Origin of the sequence: Arthrobacter crystallopoietes, from assembly GCF_017603825.1 — a bacterium.
In the GTDB taxonomy this organism is placed as follows: Bacteria; Actinomycetota; Actinomycetes; order Actinomycetales; family Micrococcaceae; genus Crystallibacter; species Crystallibacter crystallopoietes_B.
In genome coordinates this window covers 1,093,324-1,112,542 of the sequence record NZ_CP072014.1, presented here as the reverse complement: position 1 = coordinate 1,112,542, position 19,219 = coordinate 1,093,324, and the positions used below count along the sequence as shown (strand labels likewise).

Sequence of the window (19,219 nt, the reverse complement as noted above, 5' to 3'; positions counted from 1 at the left end):
AACCCGGAGGCCGGACAGGGTACCGCTATTCGGCGATAAGGTCCCGCACCACGATGGTCTGGTCCCGGTCCGGGCCCACGCCGATGGCGGAGATCCGGGTGCCGGAGATGTCCTCGAGCGCCTTCACGTAGAGCTGGGCGTTCGGCGGCAGATCCGCGATACTCCGGGCGCCGGTGATGTCCTCGGTCCAGCCGTCGAAGTACTCGAAGATGGGCTTCGCATGGTGGAACTCGGTCTGGGTCATCGGCATCTCGTCATGCCGGACGCCGTCGACGTCGTACGCCACGCACACCGGAATCCGCTCGATCCCGGTCAGCACGTCCAGCTTGGTCACGAAGTAGTCCGTGAAACCGTTGACCCGCGAGGCATGGCGCGCCAGCACGGCGTCGTACCAGCCGCAGCGGCGAGGGCGACCGGTGTTCACGCCGAACTCGCCGCCGGTCTTCTGCAGGTACTCGCCCATCTCATCGAAGAGCTCGGTGGGGAACGGTCCGGCGCCCACGCGGGTGGTGTAGGCCTTGATGATGCCCACGGCACGGTTGATCCGGGTGGGACCAATGCCCGAGCCCACGGACGCGCCGCCCGCCGTCGGGTTGGAGGAGGTGACAAACGGGTAGGTGCCGTGGTCCACGTCCAGGAACGTGGCCTGGCCGCCCTCCATCAGCACCACCTTGCCGTCGTCGAGCGCCTCGTTCAGTACGAAGGTGGAGTCAATCATCATCGGGCGCAGCCGCTCCGCGAAGGACAGGAAGTACTCCACGATCTCTTCGACGTCGACGTCGCGCCGGTTGTAGACCTTGACCAGCAGCTCGTTCTTCTGGTGCAGCGAGCCTTGTACCTTCTGGCGCAGGATGGACTCGTCGAACACGTCCTGCACACGGATGCCCAGCCGGGCCACCTTGTCCATGTAGGCGGGGCCGATGCCACGACCGGTGGTGCCGATGGCCCGCTTACCCAGGAAGCGCTCCGTCACCTTGTCCATGGTCTGGTGGAACGGCGCCACCAGGTGGGCGTTGGCGGAGACGCGGAGCTTGGACGTGTCGGCGCCGCGTGCCTCCAGGCCGTCGATCTCCTCGAACAGGGCTTCCAGGTTCACCACGCAACCGTTGCCGATAATGGGGGTGGCGTTGGGGCTGAGAATGCCGGCGGGAAGGAGCTTGAGCTCGTACTTCTCACCACCAACGACGACGGTATGGCCGGCGTTGTTGCCGCCGTTCGGCTTGACCACGTAGTCCACGCGGCCGCCAAGCAAGTCCGTTGCCTTGCCTTTACCTTCGTCGCCCCACTGGGCTCCGACGATCACAATTGCTGGCATGGGATCCTCCCCCATTCGATGCGGCGGAAACCCTGCCAAGGGGAGAGGCAGGAAGCATCTGCCGCGCATGAGAACGCCCCGACTCCGGAGGAGTTCTGGGGCTCTTACCTGCCAAGTTTAGCCGATGCGCCGATTAACCGCGGATTCCTCCAGCCGCGGGAAGTCGCAATGGGTGTCCGGGCGGCTCTGGCCTCCCGTGTCCCCGCGGAGTAGCGTGCTGAGCGTGGGGACTTTGAAACCAGTTGCGAGGGTCGGCATCTCCGGGTGGCGTTACGCCCCGTGGCGCGGAACGTTCTATCCCAAGGGCCTCCCCCAGCGGCAGGAACTCGAATACGCCGCGACCCACCTCGACTCGCTGGAAATCAACGGCTCCTTCTACTCCCTGCAGCGCCCGTCCAGCTGGCTGCAATGGCGCGACGCCACACCGGAGCACTTCGTCTTCGCGGTCAAGGGCGGCCGCTTCATCACCCACATGCGCCGCCTTCGGGAGGCCCGCGGGGCGCTGGCGAACTTCTTCGCCTCGGGCGTGCTGGCGCTCGGCGGCAAGCTCGGCCCGTTCCTATGGCAGCTGCCGGAAAACCTCAAATACGACCCCGACGTCGTCGAGGAGTTCCTGACGCTGCTGCCCCGAACAACGACGGCGGCGGCCCGCCTTGCGTCCGAACATACGGACTTGATGCGGGACAGGACCTGGTTCGACGTTACCGAGGAGCGGCCGCTGCGCCATGCCATGGAGGTGCGCAGTTCCACCTTCGTCACCGAGGACTTCTACGCGCAGCTGCGCCGGCACAACATTGCCCTGGTCGTGGCCGACAGCGCCGGGACCTGGCCGATGGTGCACGAGATCACGGCCGACTTCGCCTACGTCCGGCTGCACGGCAAGGACGAGCTCTACGTCAGCGGCTACGGCGATGCCGACCTGGATCATTGGGCGGACACGGTCCGCGGCTGGCTGGACGGCAGCGGCTGCCCCGACGGGGTGGGCCGGGACGCCTACCTTTACTTCGACAACGATGTGAAGGTCCGCGCACCTTACGACGCGATGGGCCTGGCGAAGCGGCTGGCCGACTCTCAGCTGCCGAGCCGGCCGCCGGACGCCTCAAGATAGCAGTTCCCGCACAACGATTCGTACGCGATGTCCTGGCCGTCGATGGCCACCTGCTCGCCGTCGAAAACAATCTCGTTTCCGATCCGCCGGGTGTTGAAGACCGCTTTCCGCCCGCAGCGGCAGATCGTCTTCAGCTCCTCCAGCGAATGGGCCAGTTCAAGCAGCCGGCCGGCGCCGGGGAAGGCTACCGTGCGGAAGTCGGTGCGGATGCCGTAGGCGATCACCGGCACGCCGTCCAGCACTGCGATGCGGAACAGATCATCCACCTGGCCAGGTGTCAGGAACTGCGCCTCGTCCACCAGCAGGCAGGCTACCGGCTTGACCTCCACATGCTCCAGCAGGGCATCCGGATCATCCCCCGAGGCGACCTTCCCGAACAGCTCCCGGACGTTATCGCCCGGGCGGATCAGGAAGTCCACCTCCCGGGTCATGCCCAGGCGGGAGACGATCGCGGTGTCGCCCTTGGTGTCGAGCTGGGGTTTGGCCAGCAGCACGCGCTGCCCGCGCTCCTCGTAGTTGAAGGCAACCTGGAGCAGTCCGGTGGACTTTCCGGAATTCATCGCGCCGTACCGGAAATAGAGTTTGGCCAAAATCGTACCTTTCAAAGCGGTCCAGCAGTCGATTCTACTGATCCGCCATGACGGTCCGGTTCAGCCGCCGCAGCGCTGGACGTTCAGGCCGTCCGGCGTCGCAATGCAACCAGGGCGACGCCGAGCAGCAACAATCCTGCCCCGCCGGTGGCCAGCCAGACGGTGCCTGTGGCACCGGTTTCTGCCAGTTCGCCTGCCGGGGCGGTCACGGGCGCGGCAGGCTGTTCGGCGTGCCTCGAAGCGGGCACGACCGCGGCCGGAGCCACCTCGACGCTGGCCGGGGAGACGGCTGATGGTTCGGTGGCCGGCGGCGCGGGGAAGATCTCCTCGCCCATCGGCCATTCCCCGAAGTTGTCTGGCCATTCTCCAAAGCCGGCCGGCCATTCTTCGAGCCACTGGAACCATCCGTCCAGCTCCCGAATCAAGTCTTCCGCGGCAGCAGGATCGGAGGCGCCCAGTTCGCGGATCAGGGCTTCCAGACCTTCCCGGTCTCCCGTTTCGAGATAGCCGATCATGAGGTCAACGATGTAGATCATGCCCTCGGACTCGAGGACAAGGTCAATATTCTCTTCCATCCAGCGGGCGATGGTCTCCTCGTCGCTGGCGGCGATGTCATCGGGGATGTTGAAGTCTGTGTGGGTCAGGGTGCGGCCGCCCACAACGATGGACTCGAAGCCGGCAGGAACCGGGGTCTGAGGAGTAGAGGGCGTGGGGCCGGACGGGGTGCCGGGCCGGACCACAGGTATGGCCGGAGCAGGTTCAGCTTCGGCCACGGGCGCCGGGTCAGCTTCAGCAGCGGGATCCTCCCCCGCACCGCTGGCCGGTGCGTCGACCGCGCCGTCTTCCAGCGGGTCGACGGCCCCTCCAGCGCCACCGTCAACATCCTCAAGCGATTCCTCGACTGACCCGGTGGGCGTCCCGCCGTCGTCGTTGGTCTCGGTTTCCTCCACCAGCACGGGAATGACTGCGTCGGCCAGCAGCTCTTCCGGCTGCACCGGAGCAGGTGCGGGTTCGGCCGGCACAACTTCGGTGGCCGGGGCGGGTTCGGTGGCAGGTGCAGCTTCAAGGTCAGTGGCGACCAGGCCCGCAGCAGGCGCGGGGGCGGTTTGTTCCGCGGCGGGAAGGCCTGACGGATCCTGCTGGTCGTCGGCCTGGGCCGGTGCGGCCCCGAGGGCGAGTGTGGCGGCAACGGCGCCGGTGAGCAGCGCTGAGCGCAGTCGTGATGTCACGTGGATGTCCTGTCCCCAACTTGGCTGTGCAGGCAGGGCAGCACTCGCGCCAATCCGATGAATTCCGCGCCCTGCGGCCGGCTTCATCCGGACCTAAGCAGAAATATAAGTGATCCCGGACATATGCGCCAGTCGGAACGTTTTTCCTTCCGATTCACCTGTGTTAACGAGTGGCGGGAACAGGGGCGCTTTGTGCGCCGCTGCTCCCGCCTTTTCTCCACTTATTGCATCAGGAAGCTCAGGAGGCCTCGATGGCAGCCTTCGCCTCGGGGTCCGATTCATTGAGGAACTTGTCGATCCGGGCTACTTCCTCACCCTCGCCGATGGCTGCGGCCGCCCGGCCCAGCGCATACAAGGCGCGCAGGAAGCCGCGGTTCGGCTCGTGCTCCCACGGAATGGGTCCGGCGCCCTTCCAGCCGGCCCGGCGCAGGGCGTCCAGGCCACGGTGGTATCCCACGCGGGCAAACGCGTAGGACTCGATGGTCCGGCCCTCGCCGTAGGCCTCATCGGCCAGGATGGCCCAAACCAACGACGACGTCGGGTGCTTTGCTGCGAGGTCAAGGGCCTCGTCGCCGGCGTCCAGCCGCGCCAGGACTTCGGTTTCCTCCGGCAGCTTGGTGGCGTCCGGGCCCAGCAGGTTCCTGCGGAACTCGGCCATTTACTTCACGGACTTTCCGGCCGAACCCAGCCGCTGGGCGGCTTCGACCACGCGGGCGGCCATGCTCTTCTCGGCGGCGGCCCCCCAAACGCGCGGGTCATAGGCCTTCTTGTTGCCAACGTCGCCGTCCACCTTGAGAACGCCGTCGTAATTAGCAAACATGTGGCCGGCCACCGGGCGGGTGAACGCGTACTGGGTGTCGGTGTCCACATTCATCTTGATCACGCCGTAGGAAACAGCGTCCGCGATTTCCTGCTCGGAGGAGCCGGAGCCACCGTGGAAGACCAGGTCGAACGGCTTCTCCTTGCCGATCTTCCCGCCGACCTCGTCCTGGATCTGCTTGAGCAGCTCGGGGCGCAGCTTCACGCCGCCCGGCTTGTAGACGCCGTGCACGTTACCGAAGGTCAGGGCGGTGATGTAGCGGCCCTTCTCGCCCGCGCCGAGCGCCTCGATGGTTTTCAGGCCGTCGTCGACCGTAGTGTAAAGCTTCTCGTTGATCTCATTCTCGACGCCGTCTTCCTCGCCGCCGACGGTGCCAATCTCGACCTCGAGGATCATCTTGGCCGCGGCGGTGCGGGCCAGCAGCTCCTCGGCGATGCGGAGGTTGTCTTCCAGGGTCTCAGCCGAGCCGTCCCACATGTGGGAGTTGAAGATCGGGTCCTCGCCGCGCTTGACGGCTGCCTCGGATTCGGCGAGCAGCGGCAGCACAAAGCTGTCCAGCTTGTCCTTGGGGCAGTGGTCCGTGTGCAGCGCAACGTTGATCGGGTACTTCTTGGCAACCTCGCGGGCAAACGCCGCAAAACCCAGGGAACCGGCAACCATGTCCTTGACCCCTGCGCCGGACCAATAAGCGGCACCGCCGGTGGACACCTGAATAATGCCGTCCGAGCCCGCATCGGCGAAGCCCTGCAGTGCCGCGTTCAGCGTCTGCGAAGAGGTGACGTTGATTGCAGGGTAGGCGAAGCCGCCGCTCTTGGCGCGGTCAATCATCTCGGTATAGATCTCAGGGGTTGCAATAGGCATGCGGACTCCTTGATAGATAAGTGAGTTCTCGAGGGAGGTGGCCTCTGTCTCCATCCTATCCAGTCGCCCCCGGCAGCGGGCCACCCGGAGGGGTCTATGAAGCCGCCCCGATGTCCTTGCTGCCGCCTGTATCCACCCGACCGGAGCCCGCGGCACTCCGCCGCGCGTGGACGGTGACCACCACGAGGATGCCGATCGCCGCGCCCACAAGCGTTTCCACACCGCGCTCGGTGACCAGCAGGAGCGGGTCCTCCGGGAACGCCAGCTGTGTCATGAGCAGGATGACCGGGGTGAAGGAGACCATGGCGAGCCCGTAATGCCGGGTCATGAACAGTTCGGTGGTGAATTGGAAAATGATCACCAGGACAGCCAGCACGGCGGCTTCCCGGCCGGGAAAGAACTGCAGCGGCGAGGCGGGACCAGGAAAAAGTACGACGGCGACAACCGCCAAGCCGAGGAAGGTGCCGACAATCCGGTGCAGTCCGCGATGGACGCTGCTGGGCAGATCCGCGCCGGCCAGGGGGACGGCGGCCGCGGCCATGGCCCAGTGCGGATGCCCGCTGCCGCTCAGAACCCCGATGGCTCCCGCGGCGCCGACAGCCAGCACGTAGCGTGCAGCGTGCACCACGGTCTTCTGCCGGCCCAGGGGCGCCGCAGCCCGGACGGCAGCCGGGTTCCAGGTCCGCAGCCTGATCCAGCCGCCGAAGCCGATCGCGACGGAGAACGCGGCGGACCCGGCGCAAATCAGTACGGCGGCGAGCATCGGAACGGTGGTGGGAATGGAGGCACAAGCGCCCAGGGCCAGGATGCCGAAGAACGGCCCGTTCGGCCGGAGCCGCAACCTGTCTGCTACCACGGAGCCGACTCCGGCGAGCAGTGCCTCGACGACCACCAGGCCCCATGAATGGATGTGGGCGACCGACAGCAAGACTCCGACGGTCACGCCGGACAGGAGGAACAAAGCTGCCTGTGTCTGGTGCTTGAGCCGAAGCTGGTGCGGTTCGTTCCTGCCGTACATGCCCGTCAGCGCCCCGAAAACGGCGTAGATGATCAGGTCCGGCCACCCCAGGAACAGCAGGACGAGCGACGGCACGGCCACGCTGACGGCGACGCGGAGTGCCGCCAGATGATCGTTGCTGGCCGGACCGAGGGAATGAAGCGTGCGGACGTGGTGCTTGACCAGCTTCACCCGCACATCCCCTCTTTGAACCAACTATCGGAAGTTAGCAGAGCGCACGGCGGGCCACTACCGGCTCGTCATACAAGGTCCCAAAGCGACATAAAGCGCCGTGCCAAGTGCCTACCAGATCCCCTGGACGTGCGATGCTCGCCCGGGTGTGCCTGGCCTACCCCCTAGACGTGCTGCGCGAAGACGTGGCGGCGTACCCACGCGTGCATGGCGATGGCGGCCGCAGCCGAGGCATTGATGGACCGGGTGGAGCCGAACTGCGCGATGGACAGCGTGGCATCGGCCACCTCGTGGACCTCCGGCGTCAGGCCGGGGCCTTCCTGGCCGAACACCAGCACGCAGTTTTCCGGCAGGTCGTAGGTTTCCAGCGGCACCGAGTCGGGGAAGTTGTCGATCCCGATCACCCGCAGCCCCTCCTCCTGCGCCCAGCTGACGAAGTCTTCCACCGTGGGGTGGTGGCGGACGTGCTGGTAGCGGTCGGTGACCATGGCACCCCGCCGGTTCCACCGCCGTCGTCCGATGATGTGCACTTCCTTGGCCAGGAAGGCGTTGGCGCAACGCACCACGGAGCCGATGTTCAGGTCGTGCTGCCAATTCTCAATCGCCACGTGGAAGTTGTGCCGGCGGGAATCCAGCTCCGCCACGATCGCCTCGTGCTTCCAGTAGCGGTACTCGTCCACCACATTGCGGGTGTCCCCGTGGGCCAGCAGCTCCGGATCCCAGTGGTCGCCTTCCGGCAGCGGACCTTCCCATGGGCCGACGCCGACCACCGGGGCAGCCGGGGCAGCCGGGGCAGCCGGTCCGGTCCCAACGGTCGCTGCGGCAGTATTCCCGGAGTCATTCCCGGTGTCATTCCCGGGGTCCGCCGTCGGCAAGGCCACGGTGAGCTGGTTGTTCGTCTCTTCCACCTCTCAAGGGTAGGTGACAGACTGAGGCCAGCCACAAAGCGAATACCGCCCGAGCATCAAGGAGTCCTGCACCTATGGCCAAAGCCGAGAGCCGAAAGCCCGCCGACATCGAATGCTGGCTTACGGATATGGACGGCGTGCTGGTGCACGAGAACTCGGCCATTCCGGGTGCCGCCGAGCTGATCCAGCGCTGGGTGGACACTTCGCGGCGCTTCCTCGTGCTGACCAACAACTCCATCTACACACCCCGGGATCTGGCGGCGCGGCTGCGCCAGTCCGGCCTGGAGGTACCCGAGGAGAACATCTGGACCTCCGCCTTGGCCACCGCAGAGTTCGTCAAGGACCAGATGCCCGGCGCGCGCGTCTATGTCATCGGCGAGGCAGGATTAACGACGGCGCTGCACGCCGCGGGCTTCATCCTCACCGACCAGGACCCCGACTACGTGTTGCTTGGCGAGACCCGGACCTACTCGTTCGAGGCCATCACCAGGGCTATCCGGTTGATCGGCGAAGGGGCACGGTTCATCGCCACGAACCCGGACGCTACCGGTCCGTCGAGGGACGGCGTACTGCCGGCAACCGGCGCCGTCGCGGCCCTCATCAGCAAGGCCACTGGCCGCGCGCCGTACGTGGTGGGCAAGCCGAACCCGATGATGTTCCGCTCCGCGATGAACCAGATCGAGGCCCACTCGGAGACCACCGCCATGATTGGGGACCGGATGGATACGGACATCATCGCCGGCATGGAGGCGGGCCTGCACACGGTGCTGGTTTATACAGGCATTACCCGGCCCGAGGACGTCTCCGCGTTCCCGTTCCGGCCCAACCAGACGCTCAAGTCCGTGGCGGACCTGCTCCCCCAGCTTTAGGAACTCAGAAGAGCATCCGCCGCCCGCCGCCGGTTGGCAGCGGGAAGTGCTCTTCCTCCACCTGCAGGATCAGCGGCTGGTAAACACCGGGGTTCCACTGTGGCGAGGCGTGCGCCGGCACTGCGCCTGTGGTCACCAGGTCGGCGGTAAGCATGCACGAAGCGTAGTTCACGCTCCAGCTGCGGCGGGCGGTGTTGTAGTCCACGGTGCCGTCGTTCGGGTTCCCCATCCAGGAAATCATGGTGTCCCCGATGCTTTTCTGGAAGCGCTTGGCATCGAAGTGGTAGATGTACGAGGACTGGGACTGGACCAGCGTGCTGGAGACGGCCAGCGGGGAGAGTTGTTCCAAGGTCTGGTCCATGATCTGGCGCCAGCTGCGCTCGTCCTTGTGCACAATCCGCTCGCCCAGTTCGTACGTGCCGCGCAGGTAGCTTGGCACGCGGTAGCCCGCCTCGTAGAAGAACACCACGCTCTCGAACATGGCGCGGTCCAGCACATCGAACCGGCTGTAGGGGGTGCAATCCATCATGATCAGTTCAACCGGGATGCCCTTGGCCAGCATGCGTGCCGTCATCTCCACCGCCACCATGCCGCCAAAGCTGTGGCCGTAGAAGTAGAGCTTCTCCAGCCCGCGCTCTGCGACGTGCCGTTCCAGCACCTCGGCCATGTGCTGCAGATCCAGTCCCCGGTTGGAGTAGCCGGCCATCGCCATCTGTCCGCGCTGGGTCAGGGCCGGGCGCAGCGAGTTCAGGATGAACAGGCCCTCTTCCCAGCTTGTCTTGTACCCGGGGAACAGCACCCAGCTGGTCTTCGGGAAGCGCGTTTCGGCGTATTCGTCCGGGAGCGTGAGGATCTGCGGCAGTTCGCGCTGCTCCTGAATGGCCCGCGTGACCGTCAGGTCGGCCGCGGTGGCCAGGCCGAAGGCGGCACTGACCAGGAAGGACCGCCGGGAGACACGGTGCATTCCGGCGGCCAGTCTCAGCTGGTGGGCGTGCTCGCTGTCATGAATGTTCATCGTGCCGCCGGCCCGGCTCGTTGGCCGGGCCTCCCGGGCCTAGTCCAGGCCCAGCTCGTCCTTGCCGAAGACGAACAAGTAGGGAACGCCGGCTTCCTTTTCGATCCGCTCCTTGGCGCCGGTGTCCCGGTCCACGATGACGGCAACGGCCCTGACATCGCCGTCGGCCTTGCGCACGCCTTCCACCGCGGTCAGCGCGGAACCGCCCGTAGTCGAGGTGTCTTCCAGCACGACGACGCTGCGGCCGGAAACTCCCGGCCCTTCAACCTGGCGGCCCATGCCGTAGGACTTCTGTGCCTTGCGGACCACAAACGCGTCGACGGCGCGGCCTGCGTCACCCGCGGCGTGCATGACAGCGGTACCGACCGGATCGGCACCCATGGTCAGTCCGCCTGCGGTTTCGAACTCGATGCCGGCTTCATCCAGCATGGCGAGCATGACCTTGCCGACGAGCCGGGAGGCTTCGTGGTGCAGAGTGACCCGGCGCAGATCAATGTAATAGTCCGCCTCGGCGCCGCTGGAGAGGGTGACCTTCCCACGGACGACGGCGAGTTCTTTGATCAGTTCGAGCAGGCGGGCGCGGTCCGCGGAAGTCTGGGTCATGGGCACCAGTGTAGTAGGCGGGGGTCCGGCGACGGATTCGCGAGACGTGGGTCACTGCGCCCGGCGTTCGAGCCCATGTTTCGTTTCCCCCTCCGCGGGATTCCGCGGTTTTCGGCAACAAAACATGGACCGAAACGCCTAAACATGGGCTCGAAGCGGCAACCAGGCCCCCAGAAGCCGTGCGGCGGCCACGCCCACGCGACCGCCGGCGGATGCCTCAGCGCGCGGCGGCTTCGATGGCCTCCGGCGAAAGCACGTGGCTGATCGCCAGCGACGCGGCCCCCACCACTCCGGCCCGCTGGCCGGCGACGGAGGGCGCGATCCGCAGGTGCTCGGTGGCCAGCGGCAGCGAGCGCCGGTAGACCACCTCGCGGATGCCCGCCAGCAGGTGCTCACCGGCCTGGGCCAGACTGCCGCCGATCACGATCACGGACGGGTTAATTAGGTTCACGCAGGTCGCCAGGACGTCGCCGATGTCCCGCCCGGCCTGCCGCACCACCTGGATCGCCTGCAGGTCCCCGGCCCGGACCAGGTCGATCACGTCCTGGCTCGTCGACGCCGTCCGGCCTTCCCGGGACAGCACCGCGGCGAGCGCGGGGCCGCCGGCGAGCGCTTCGAGGCAGCCGGTATTCCCGCAGCGACACTGCACATCTTCGCCCCGCGGCACCCTGACGTGCCCCAGGTCCCCGGCCGTGCCCTGCGCGCCGCGCTGCAGCTGTCCGTTCGAGATGATCCCGGCGCCGATGCCCGTTGCCACTTTGATGAACATCAACTCCGGCACCTCGGCCCAGGCGGTGGCCTGCTCGCCGAGCGCCATGATGTTCACGTCGTTGTCCACCAGCACGGGCACGGCGAAATGCCGCTGCACCAGCCCCGGCACATCCACTCGGTCCCAGCCGGGCATGATCGGCGGATTGATGGGCCGGCCGGTATCGTGCTCCACCGGTCCGGGCAGACCGATGCCGATCGCGCCCAATTCCCGCGCCTCGCGTCCGGCTGCGTTAAGCAAGCGGCCCACCGCCGCGGCAAGCCACCCCAGCACCTCCTCCGGCCCGGCGGCGATGTTCAGGGCGGCCCGCTCTTCAGCCAAGACTGTGCCGGCCAGATCAGTGAGGATGACCAGCGCGTGCGTGGCTCCGAGGTCCGCCCCGACCACCACCCGCGCTCCGGAATTCAAGGCAAACAACGACGGCGGCCTGCCGCCGGTGGAGACCGCCCCGCCGTATGGAGCAATAAAGCCAAGCTTCATCAGGGTGTCCACCCGCAAGGCCACGGTGGATCTGGCCAATCCGGTCAGCTGCGCCAGCTCGGCCCGGGTCCGCGGCTGCCCGTCACGCAGCAACTGGAAAACGTCGCTGGCGCCGGGAGCCGGAACGGCTGCGTTTCGCGGCGGAGAAGCCACCTGGGAGTTCGACACACTTTCAGTAAAGCATGCAGTACTTGCGTTCGTCTCTACTCGACTAATAAATGTTTTGCACGCAACTTTTGCCAAACTATCGACAGAAGTATGTGAGCCATGCCACTCTTGGAGCGTGGGTGAAATCATCAGCAAACATGCCGGTCCCGGCGCCCTGTCTTCACCGGCAGGAACCGGTTCCAGGCCGGAAGCCGGCCCTGTTCTGGAAGTCCGCGGACTGACCAAGAGCTTCTTCGGCATTCCCGTGCTCGAGGACGCAGCACTGAAACTCCATGCCGGCGAGGTACACGGGCTCGTCGGCGAAAATGGAGCCGGCAAGTCCACCCTGATGAAAGTCCTCGCAGGCGTCTACCAGCGCGACGCCGGCACCATCCTGCTGGACGGCAAAGAGGTCCACTTCAGCCACCCCACCCAAGCCCACGAGGCAGGCCTCTCCACGGTCTTCCAGGAGTTCAACCTGCTGCCGGACCGCACCGTGGCCGAAAATATCTACCTCGGCCGGGAACCGCGCAAGGGTCTGCTGGTCAACAAGGCCAGAATGAACGCCACCACCGCCGAGCTGCTCGAATCCCTGGGCATCACCAGCATCCGGCCGACGACGGCGGTGCGTTCCCTTTCCGTAGCCGAGCAGCAGATCGTGGAAATCGCCAAGGCCATCAGCTACGACGCGCGCATCATCTCCATGGACGAGCCGACCGCTGCCCTGGCCGGACCCGAGGTGGAACTGCTCTACCAGATCGTGCGCCGGCTACAGGAACGCGGCACGGCCATCCTCTACGTCTCCCACCGGCTGCGCGAGATCTTCGATCTGTGCGACACCATCACGGTGCTCAAGGACGGGCGCATTGTCGATACCCGTCCCGCCGCGGAGCTCGACGACGCCTCCCTTGTCCGCCTCATGGTGGGACGCCCGATTTCCGCCTACTTCCCGGACAAACTCCCGCGCGACGAGGCCGCCGAGCCACAGACCGAGACCCCGCTGCTGGAACTGGACAACGCCGGCAACCACCAGCTGGACGGCATCAGCCTGAGCATCGCGCCCGGCGAGATCGTCGGCGTCGCCGGGCTGCAGGGCTCGGGCCGGACCGAGCTGGTCCAGGGTATCTTCGGCGCCGCCCCGTTCACCCGGGGCACCATGCGCCTGGACGGCACGGAACTGCTGCCCAAGTCGCCCCGGCAGGCCATCCGGGCCCGGATCGCGCTGATCACCGAGGACCGCAAGGCAGAGGGCCTGAGCCTGAACCAGTCCATCCTGGACAATGCACTGGGCGTCATCCGCTCGGTCTTCCCGCGCAGCACCAGCGCGGTCAAACAGGACATTCCCGGTGTGTTCTCCGCGCTGGAAGTCATCGCCCGGGACCTGGACCAGGAGGTGCAGTACCTCTCCGGCGGCAACCAGCAGAAGGTCGTGCTGGCCAAGTGGCTCGCCATCAGCCCCCGCGTAGTCCTGCTGGACGAACCCACCCGCGGCATCGACGTCGGCGCCAAAATCGCGGTCTACCGGCTGATGCGGCAGCTCGCGGCCGAGGACAAGGCCGTCCTGATGGTCTCCAGCGAACTGCCCGAGGTCATCGGCATGTCGGACCGCATCATCGTCATGCGGGACGGCCGTATCGCCGGGGAACTGCCCGCCGGCGCCACCGAAGAGCAGATCCTCCAGCTCGGGACGGGCGCGAGGCCGGCAGCCAACAGCACAAATAACGACGACGGCGTCGGCGCGGCCGGAAGCATCCAGCCCGCAGAGAGCAACGGAACCGGGGAGAGCGCATGAACAAGGCCAGTGGCGGCGGCAGCATTTTCAGCCGGTTGTCCTCCACGCACATTGTCTACTTGGTCGCCCTGCTGACCCTCGCCGTCGGATCCGTCCTGGTGGCCACCGCCGGACGCAGCTTCTTCAGCCCGGGCAATATCTCCAGTATCCTCACCGGCACCAGCGTGCTGGGCTTCATTGCGATCGGGCAGACCCTGGTCATCCTGGTCGGCAGCCTGGACCTGTCCGTCCCCTATGTCACCAGCCTGGCGAGCCTGATCGCCGCGGGAGTCATGGCGAACAACAGCGCCAACGTGCTCGCCGGCGTGCTGCTGGCGCTGGGCGTTTCGGCCCTGATCGGCCTGTTCAACGGACTCATCGTGTCCGGCCTGAAGGTCCACGGCTTCATCGCCACCCTCGGCATGGGCCTGATTATCAGCGGCTACCTGGCCACGAACTTCAAGGGCAGCTTCGGCCAGACGCCGTTTTCGTTCCGGCTGGTCGGCGCCACGGGATTGGGCCCGGTGCCGATCTCCACGCTGATCATGCTGGCCTGCGCGGGGCTGGCCATGCTGCTGCTCCACCGCACCCGGGTAGGCCACCAGATCTACGCCGTCGGCGGCAACCCCAGCGTCGCGAGGATGTCCGGCATCCGCATCCAGACGCCGGTCATCACCGCCCACGTCATCTGCTCGCTCATGGCCGGTATGGCGGGGCTGCTGCTGGCCAGCAGGCTCGGCGTCGGCAGCCCCACGGTGGGCTCCCAAGGCGGTTACGATCTGCTGTCCATCGCCGCGGTGGTACTCGGCGGCACCCTGCTGGCCGGCGGCAAGGGCAGCATCACCGGCACCCTTGGCGGCGTCCTGATCTTCGCCATGATGGACAACATCATGTCGGTCATGCAGGTCAATCCGTTCCTCAAGGACGTGGTCCGCGGGATCGTGATCGTGGTGGCCGTGGCGGTCTATGCGCGGCGCAGGATTGTGAACCGGCCGCCGCGCTTCGGGCACGACGGACACAGCCGGCAGGAAATGCCCGGCACGGAGGAAATCCAGGAGGTGCGGGCATGAGCCGGACCCTGGCCCCCAGCGACCGCAGCGCGGTGCTGCAGCAGAACCGGGCCGGCCGCGGCGAACGCTTCCTGCGAGCGCTGCGCACCCCGGGCGGCGCCGTTTTCGTCCTGCTGGTCGCGCTGCTGGCAGCCATCATCGCGGTCAACCCGTCCTTCGGGGAACCCGATTCCTTCATCCGCTTCATCGGCCGCACCGCGCCCATTGCCATCGCCGCCATCGGGCAGTACTTCGTCATCGTTTCCGGCGAGTTCGATCTGTCCATGGGCTCCGTGGTCACCATGCAGGTGATCACCGCCGGCAACCTCATTGGCGACGACGACGCCAAAGTCATCCCGGTCCTGCTGCTCATGTTCGTGCTCGGGGCCTTCATCGGGCTGGTCAACGGCCTGGTCACCACGCTGCTGCGGGTGCCGAGCTTCATTGTCACGCTGGGCATGATGCTGGCATTGCTGGGGCTGGTGCTGTTCTGGACCGGCGGCGCCGCGCAGGGCAATCCGGCAGACAGCTTCCGGCAGATCGGCCGCGGCGGTATCGAGGGCGTGCCGGTGCTGGAGGTCATCCCGTATCCGGTGATCATTCTGGCCGCGGTGGCCGCACTGGCCTTCTGGCTGATGAGACGTCCCTACGGGCGCACGCTGATCGCGGCCGGCGACAACCCGACGGCGGCGGCGTTGACGGGAGCCCCGGTGTGGTGGATCAAGACCCGCGCCTTCATGCTCTCCTCGCTGGCGGCCACCGTTGCGGGCATCCTGCTGGTCGGCTATGCCGGTGTCCACCCGTCCGTAGGGCGGGGTTATGAGTTCACGGCGATCACCGCCGTCGTACTTGGTGGTGTTGTCCTCGGCGGGGGACGCGGCTGGGTACTTTCCGCCGCGGCCGGTGCGTTTGCGCTGGAGTCGCTGTTCACGCTGCTGAATTTCGTGGGCGTGCAGTCGACCTGGCGGGACAGCGTGCAGGGCGCCATCATCATCGTCGCCGTGGCCGCCGCCGCCAAGACCTGGCAGCGCAAACGCAAGGGCACGGCAGCGCCCGCCCACGAAGCGCCGCCGCCGCAGAAGCCGAACAATCCGAACATCACAACGGCACCACCGCCCGCTGAGGGCACCGAACAGGGAGGAAACAGATACTGATGCGCAATCAAAGTATCCGTACCGCGGTAACGCTCGCAGCGGCAACATCGTTGCTGGCGCTGACCGCCTGCACCACCGATCCATCCGTGACCGAGGACCCGGGCGGCAGTGCGGCAGCGTCGCCGGAAGCCACCGAACAGGAGTGGTTCGACCAGGCGCTCTACGACGAACAGTTCGAACAGCGTACAGCGGAATTCGAGGGGGATCCGGAGCAGCCGTACCTGCAGTACATCGCCGGCGAGATGAAGGACACCTCGGACCTCGCGGTGGAGGGCGAGCAGAAGGTCTGCTTCGCCAACGCCTCCATTTCCAACCCATGGCGGCAGACCGGCTGGATCACCATGAACCAGCAGCTCAAGGTGCTGCAGGACTCCGGCGTGATCTCCGAGATGGAAACCCGCGACGCGAAGGACAACGACAACACGCAGATCGCCGACATCGACTACTTCATCAACGAGGGCAACTGCGACGCGTTCATCATCTCGCCCAACTCCACCGCGGCACTGACGCCGGCCGTGGAGCGTGCCTGCGACACGGGCAAGCCCGTGGTGGTCTTCGACCGCGGGGTGGAAACGGACTGCGCCACCACCTTCATCCATCCGATCGGCGGCTTCGCCTGGGGCATCGACACCGCGACATTCCTCTCCGAGCGACTGCAGGAAGGCGACAAGGTAGTAGCCCTGCGCATCCTGCCCGGCGTGGACGTGCTGGAACACCGCTGGGCCGCCGCGGAGAAGATCTTCACCGAGAACGGAATCGAGGCCACGGACTACTTCACCGGCGCCGACCCGACCGAAATCAAGAAGATCATCTCCGACGAACTGGCCACCGGGGACGTCCAGGGCGTTTGGATGGACGCCGGCGATGGCGCAGTGGCCGCGATCGAAGCCTTCGAGGACGCGGGCAAGGACCTGCCGGTGATGACCGGCGAGGACGAGATGAGCTTCCTGCGCAAGTGGAAGGAAACGGGCATCGACGCGCTGGCGCCGGTCTACTCCAACTTCCAGTGGCGCACCCCGCTGCTGGCGTTGGAGAAGATCTTCAAGGGCGAGGAAGTCCCGGCCGAATGGGTGCTGCCGCAGGAGCCCATCCCCGCGGATGAACTCGACCGGTGGCTGGAGCTCAACGAGGGCATGCCGGACGGCCACTACGCCAAGTTCGGCGGCGAGGACCTGCCCGGTTACCCGGAGGTCTGGCAGGAACGCCAGATGCCCTGACCGTTCCCGGACAGGCACAAAACCAGCACCATCCAGAACAGCAAAGGAGGCAGGACATGGCTACCCGGCTCATCGGAGTGAACACATGGGTGTGGGACTCCCCGCTGACCGACGCCAACCTGCCTCCTTTGCTGGAGAAGATCGCTGCGCTGGGCTTCGACGCGGTGGAACTGCCGCTGGAAAACGCGGGCGACTTCACCGCGGCAACCACCCGCGAGGCACTGGCGGCGACGGGACTCAAGCCCTTCATCGTGGGGGCGATGGCGCCGGGACGGGATCTTGTCGCGGCCGACGCCGCAACCGTTTCCGCCACCCAGGACTACCTCGCCGCCTGCATCAGGATGGCGCACGACGTCGGTGCGCCGGCTGTGTGCGGACCGTTCTACTCGGCCACGGGGAGAGTTTGGCGGCTGAGCGAGGCCGGACGGGCTGAGGCGTACCGCGAACTGCGCCGCAATCTGGCGCCGCTCGCCGCCCAGGCGGCGGAGGCCGGCGTCGTTCTTGGGATTGAACCGCTGAACCGGTACGAGACCTCGCTGGTCAATACCGTGGAGCAGGCGCTCGTCGCGCTGGAGCCGCTGCTGGGCCACGGCGTGGGGCTGGCGCTGGACAGCTACCACCTGAACATTGAGGAACGCTCCAACGCCGCAGCCATCCGCGCGGCCGGCCGGCACCTGGTGCACCTGCAGGTCTGCGGCAATGACCGCGGGGCGCCGGGCGGGGACCAGACCAACTGGCCGGAACTGGTGAAAGCGCTGGACGACGTCGGCTACACCGGCCCGCTGAACATCGAGAGTTTTACCGCGGACAACGCCGCCATCGCCACCGCCGCGTCCATCTGGCGGCCGCTGGCGCCCAGCCAAGACCGGCTGGCCGCGGATGGACTGGCCTTTCTGCGCGGGCTGTGACGCGCACGTGAGAAGAGGAAAAAGATGACCACAACCGTTCCGGATCCCGCTCCGGCGCGCTCCCCTGCCGCGGCCACCCCTGCGGCTCCGTTGGGGGTAGCCGTACTGGGGTATTCGTTCATGGGCAAGGCGCACTCCAACGCCTGGCGCAATGTGGGCGCGTTCTACGACACTCCCCCGGTGGCCCGGCAGGTGCTGGTGGGGCGGGACCAGGACCAGCTGAGTGCCGCCGCGCAACGCTACGGCTGGGCGGAAACGGCCACCGACTGGCGCGCGGTGCTGGCGCGGGACGACGTGCAGATTGTGGACATCTGCACGCCGGGTCATCTGCACGCGGAGCAGGCCATCGCCGCGTTGGAAGCGGGCAAGCATGTGCTGGTGGAAAAGCCGCTGGCCAACTCCGTGGCCGAGGCCGAAAAAATGGCCGCCGCCGCCCGGGAGGCATCCACCCGGGGCGTCATCGCGATGACCGGCTTCACCTACCGGCGGATTCCGGCCCTGGTGCTGGCGCGGCAGCTGATCGCGGACGGAAAGCTGGGGCAGGTCCGGCAGGTGCGCTTATCCTACCTGCAGGACTGGCTCGCGGACGAGGCCGCGCCCATGACCTGGCGGCTGCGGAAGGAAACGGCCGGTTCCGGCGCCATCGGGGATCTCGCCTCGCATGCGGTGGACCAGGTCCAGTTCCTGCTCGGCGAGCACGTGGCCAGCGTCTCCGCCACCATCAACACGTTTGTTCCGCAGCGCACCGGCCCCGCCGGTCCCGAGCCGGTGACGGTTGACGACGCCGCCTGGGCCACGCTGCGGATGCCCTCCGGCGCGGTGGCGAGCGTGGAGGTCAGCAGGTTCGCCACTGGTCGGCGCAACGCGCTGCAGATCGAGGTCTACGGCTCGGGCGGGCACCTGCGCTTCGACCTCGAGAACCTGAACGAACTGCATTATTACGACGCCGGGGCGCCGGCAGCGCTGCAGGGTTCAGCACGGATTCTGGTCACCGACGCGGAGCACCCCTATCTGGAGGCCTGGTGGCCGCCCGGACACACCCTCGGCTGGGACCACGCCTTCACTTCGCAGGCGGCGGACTTCCTGACCGCCATCCGGACCGGCACCCCGCCCGCGGCATCCTTCGAGGACGGCCTGGCCGTGCAGCGGGTGCTCGACGCGATGGAACGCAGCGCCGCCCAGGCGAGCACCGCCGTCGTTATGTGATCCTTGAGTCC

Annotated in this window: 18 protein-coding genes; 8 read left to right on the top strand and 10 right to left on the bottom strand. The window is 66.8% G+C overall.

The genetic code is table 11. From position 1 onward, the window contains the following. Positions 1-25: 25 nt before the first annotated feature. Complete coding sequence (locus J5251_RS05210; protein ID WP_208575401.1) at positions 26-1,315, bottom strand: adenylosuccinate synthase; 1,290 nt, start codon at positions 1,313-1,315, stop codon at positions 26-28. A gap of 232 nt (positions 1,316-1,547) precedes the next feature. On the opposite strand from J5251_RS05210, the gene J5251_RS05205 reads away from it, so the two are divergent. Continuing rightward, positions 1,548-2,423, top strand: coding sequence for a DUF72 domain-containing protein (locus tag J5251_RS05205; RefSeq protein WP_432264419.1), 876 nt, complete (start codon positions 1,548-1,550; stop codon positions 2,421-2,423). Here the strand turns inward: J5251_RS05205 and J5251_RS05200 are convergent. The 6 genes from J5251_RS05200 to J5251_RS05175 all read right to left on the bottom strand — a co-directional run bounded on the left by J5251_RS05200 (position 2,387) and on the right by J5251_RS05175 (position 7,882). Continuing rightward, a complete protein-coding gene (locus J5251_RS05200) occupies positions 2,387-3,013 on the bottom strand; it encodes a thymidine kinase (protein ID WP_208575399.1) in 627 nt (208 codons plus the stop codon). The two genes, J5251_RS05205 and J5251_RS05200, sit on opposite strands and share 37 nt — an antisense overlap. A gap of 83 nt (positions 3,014-3,096) precedes the next feature. Next, entirely contained in the window at positions 3,097-4,242 is a 1,146-nt protein-coding gene (locus tag J5251_RS05195; protein WP_208575398.1) for an LPXTG cell wall anchor domain-containing protein, read from the bottom strand. Positions 4,243-4,480: 238 nt separating this feature from the next. After that, positions 4,481-4,900, bottom strand: coding sequence for a DUF3151 domain-containing protein (locus tag J5251_RS05190; protein WP_139003937.1), 420 nt, complete (start codon positions 4,898-4,900; stop codon positions 4,481-4,483). Next, positions 4,901-5,977: a class II fructose-bisphosphate aldolase gene (gene fbaA / locus J5251_RS05185; protein ID WP_139003936.1), complete on the bottom strand. Its 1,077-nt coding sequence runs from the start codon at positions 5,975-5,977 to the stop codon at positions 4,901-4,903. It abuts the gene before it with no gap. 40 nt (positions 5,978-6,017) lie between these two features. Further along, positions 6,018-7,112, bottom strand: coding sequence for an FUSC family protein (locus J5251_RS05180; protein ID WP_139004212.1), 1,095 nt, complete (start codon positions 7,110-7,112; stop codon positions 6,018-6,020). Positions 7,113-7,276: 164 nt separating this feature from the next. After that, positions 7,277-7,882, bottom strand: a complete 606-nt coding sequence (locus J5251_RS05175; RefSeq protein WP_240792959.1) for a TrmH family RNA methyltransferase — start codon at positions 7,880-7,882, stop codon at positions 7,277-7,279. A 212-nt stretch (positions 7,883-8,094) separates the two neighbouring features. Here J5251_RS05175 and J5251_RS05170 point away from each other — a divergent pair, with 212 nt between their 5' ends. Next, a complete protein-coding gene (locus J5251_RS05170; RefSeq protein ID WP_139003935.1) occupies positions 8,095-8,889 on the top strand; it encodes an HAD-IIA family hydrolase in 795 nt (264 codons plus the stop codon). Between the two features lie 4 nt (positions 8,890-8,893). Here J5251_RS05170 and J5251_RS05165 read toward each other — a convergent pair whose 3' ends face one another. From J5251_RS05165 to J5251_RS05155, 3 genes are all read right to left on the bottom strand, one after another. Then, positions 8,894-9,904: an alpha/beta fold hydrolase gene (locus tag J5251_RS05165; RefSeq protein ID WP_139003934.1), complete on the bottom strand. Its 1,011-nt coding sequence runs from the start codon at positions 9,902-9,904 to the stop codon at positions 8,894-8,896. Positions 9,905-9,943: 39 nt separating this feature from the next. After that, positions 9,944-10,507, bottom strand: a complete 564-nt coding sequence (gene pyrE, locus J5251_RS05160; protein WP_139003933.1) for an orotate phosphoribosyltransferase — start codon at positions 10,505-10,507, stop codon at positions 9,944-9,946. 217 nt (positions 10,508-10,724) lie between these two features. Continuing rightward, positions 10,725-11,924, bottom strand: a complete 1,200-nt coding sequence (locus J5251_RS05155; protein ID WP_244250795.1) for an ROK family transcriptional regulator — start codon at positions 11,922-11,924, stop codon at positions 10,725-10,727. Between the two features lie 115 nt (positions 11,925-12,039). Here J5251_RS05155 and J5251_RS05150 point away from each other — a divergent pair, with 115 nt between their 5' ends. From J5251_RS05150 to J5251_RS05125, 6 genes are read left to right on the top strand one after another with little or no spacing between them, the layout of a single operon-like run. Continuing rightward, on the top strand, positions 12,040-13,695 hold the full coding sequence (locus tag J5251_RS05150) for a sugar ABC transporter ATP-binding protein (protein ID WP_208575396.1): 1,656 nt from the start codon (positions 12,040-12,042) through the stop codon (positions 13,693-13,695). Further along, positions 13,692-14,744: an ABC transporter permease gene (locus J5251_RS05145; RefSeq protein WP_208575395.1), complete on the top strand. Its 1,053-nt coding sequence runs from the start codon at positions 13,692-13,694 to the stop codon at positions 14,742-14,744. Before J5251_RS05150 ends, J5251_RS05145 begins: the two co-directional genes overlap by 4 nt. Continuing rightward, positions 14,741-15,877: an ABC transporter permease gene (locus J5251_RS05140; protein ID WP_139003929.1), complete on the top strand. Its 1,137-nt coding sequence runs from the start codon at positions 14,741-14,743 to the stop codon at positions 15,875-15,877. Before J5251_RS05145 ends, J5251_RS05140 begins: the two co-directional genes overlap by 4 nt. Beyond that, positions 15,877-17,094, top strand: coding sequence for a substrate-binding domain-containing protein (locus J5251_RS05135; RefSeq protein ID WP_208575394.1), 1,218 nt, complete (start codon positions 15,877-15,879; stop codon positions 17,092-17,094). The genes J5251_RS05140 and J5251_RS05135 overlap by 1 nt, the downstream gene beginning before the upstream one ends. A 56-nt stretch (positions 17,095-17,150) precedes the next feature. Further along, a complete protein-coding gene (locus tag J5251_RS05130; RefSeq protein ID WP_208575393.1) occupies positions 17,151-18,002 on the top strand; it encodes a sugar phosphate isomerase/epimerase family protein in 852 nt (283 codons plus the stop codon). 24 nt (positions 18,003-18,026) lie between these two features. Then, positions 18,027-19,208, top strand: a complete 1,182-nt coding sequence (locus tag J5251_RS05125) for a Gfo/Idh/MocA family protein (protein ID WP_208575392.1) — start codon at positions 18,027-18,029, stop codon at positions 19,206-19,208. Positions 19,209-19,219 lie beyond the last annotated feature (11 nt).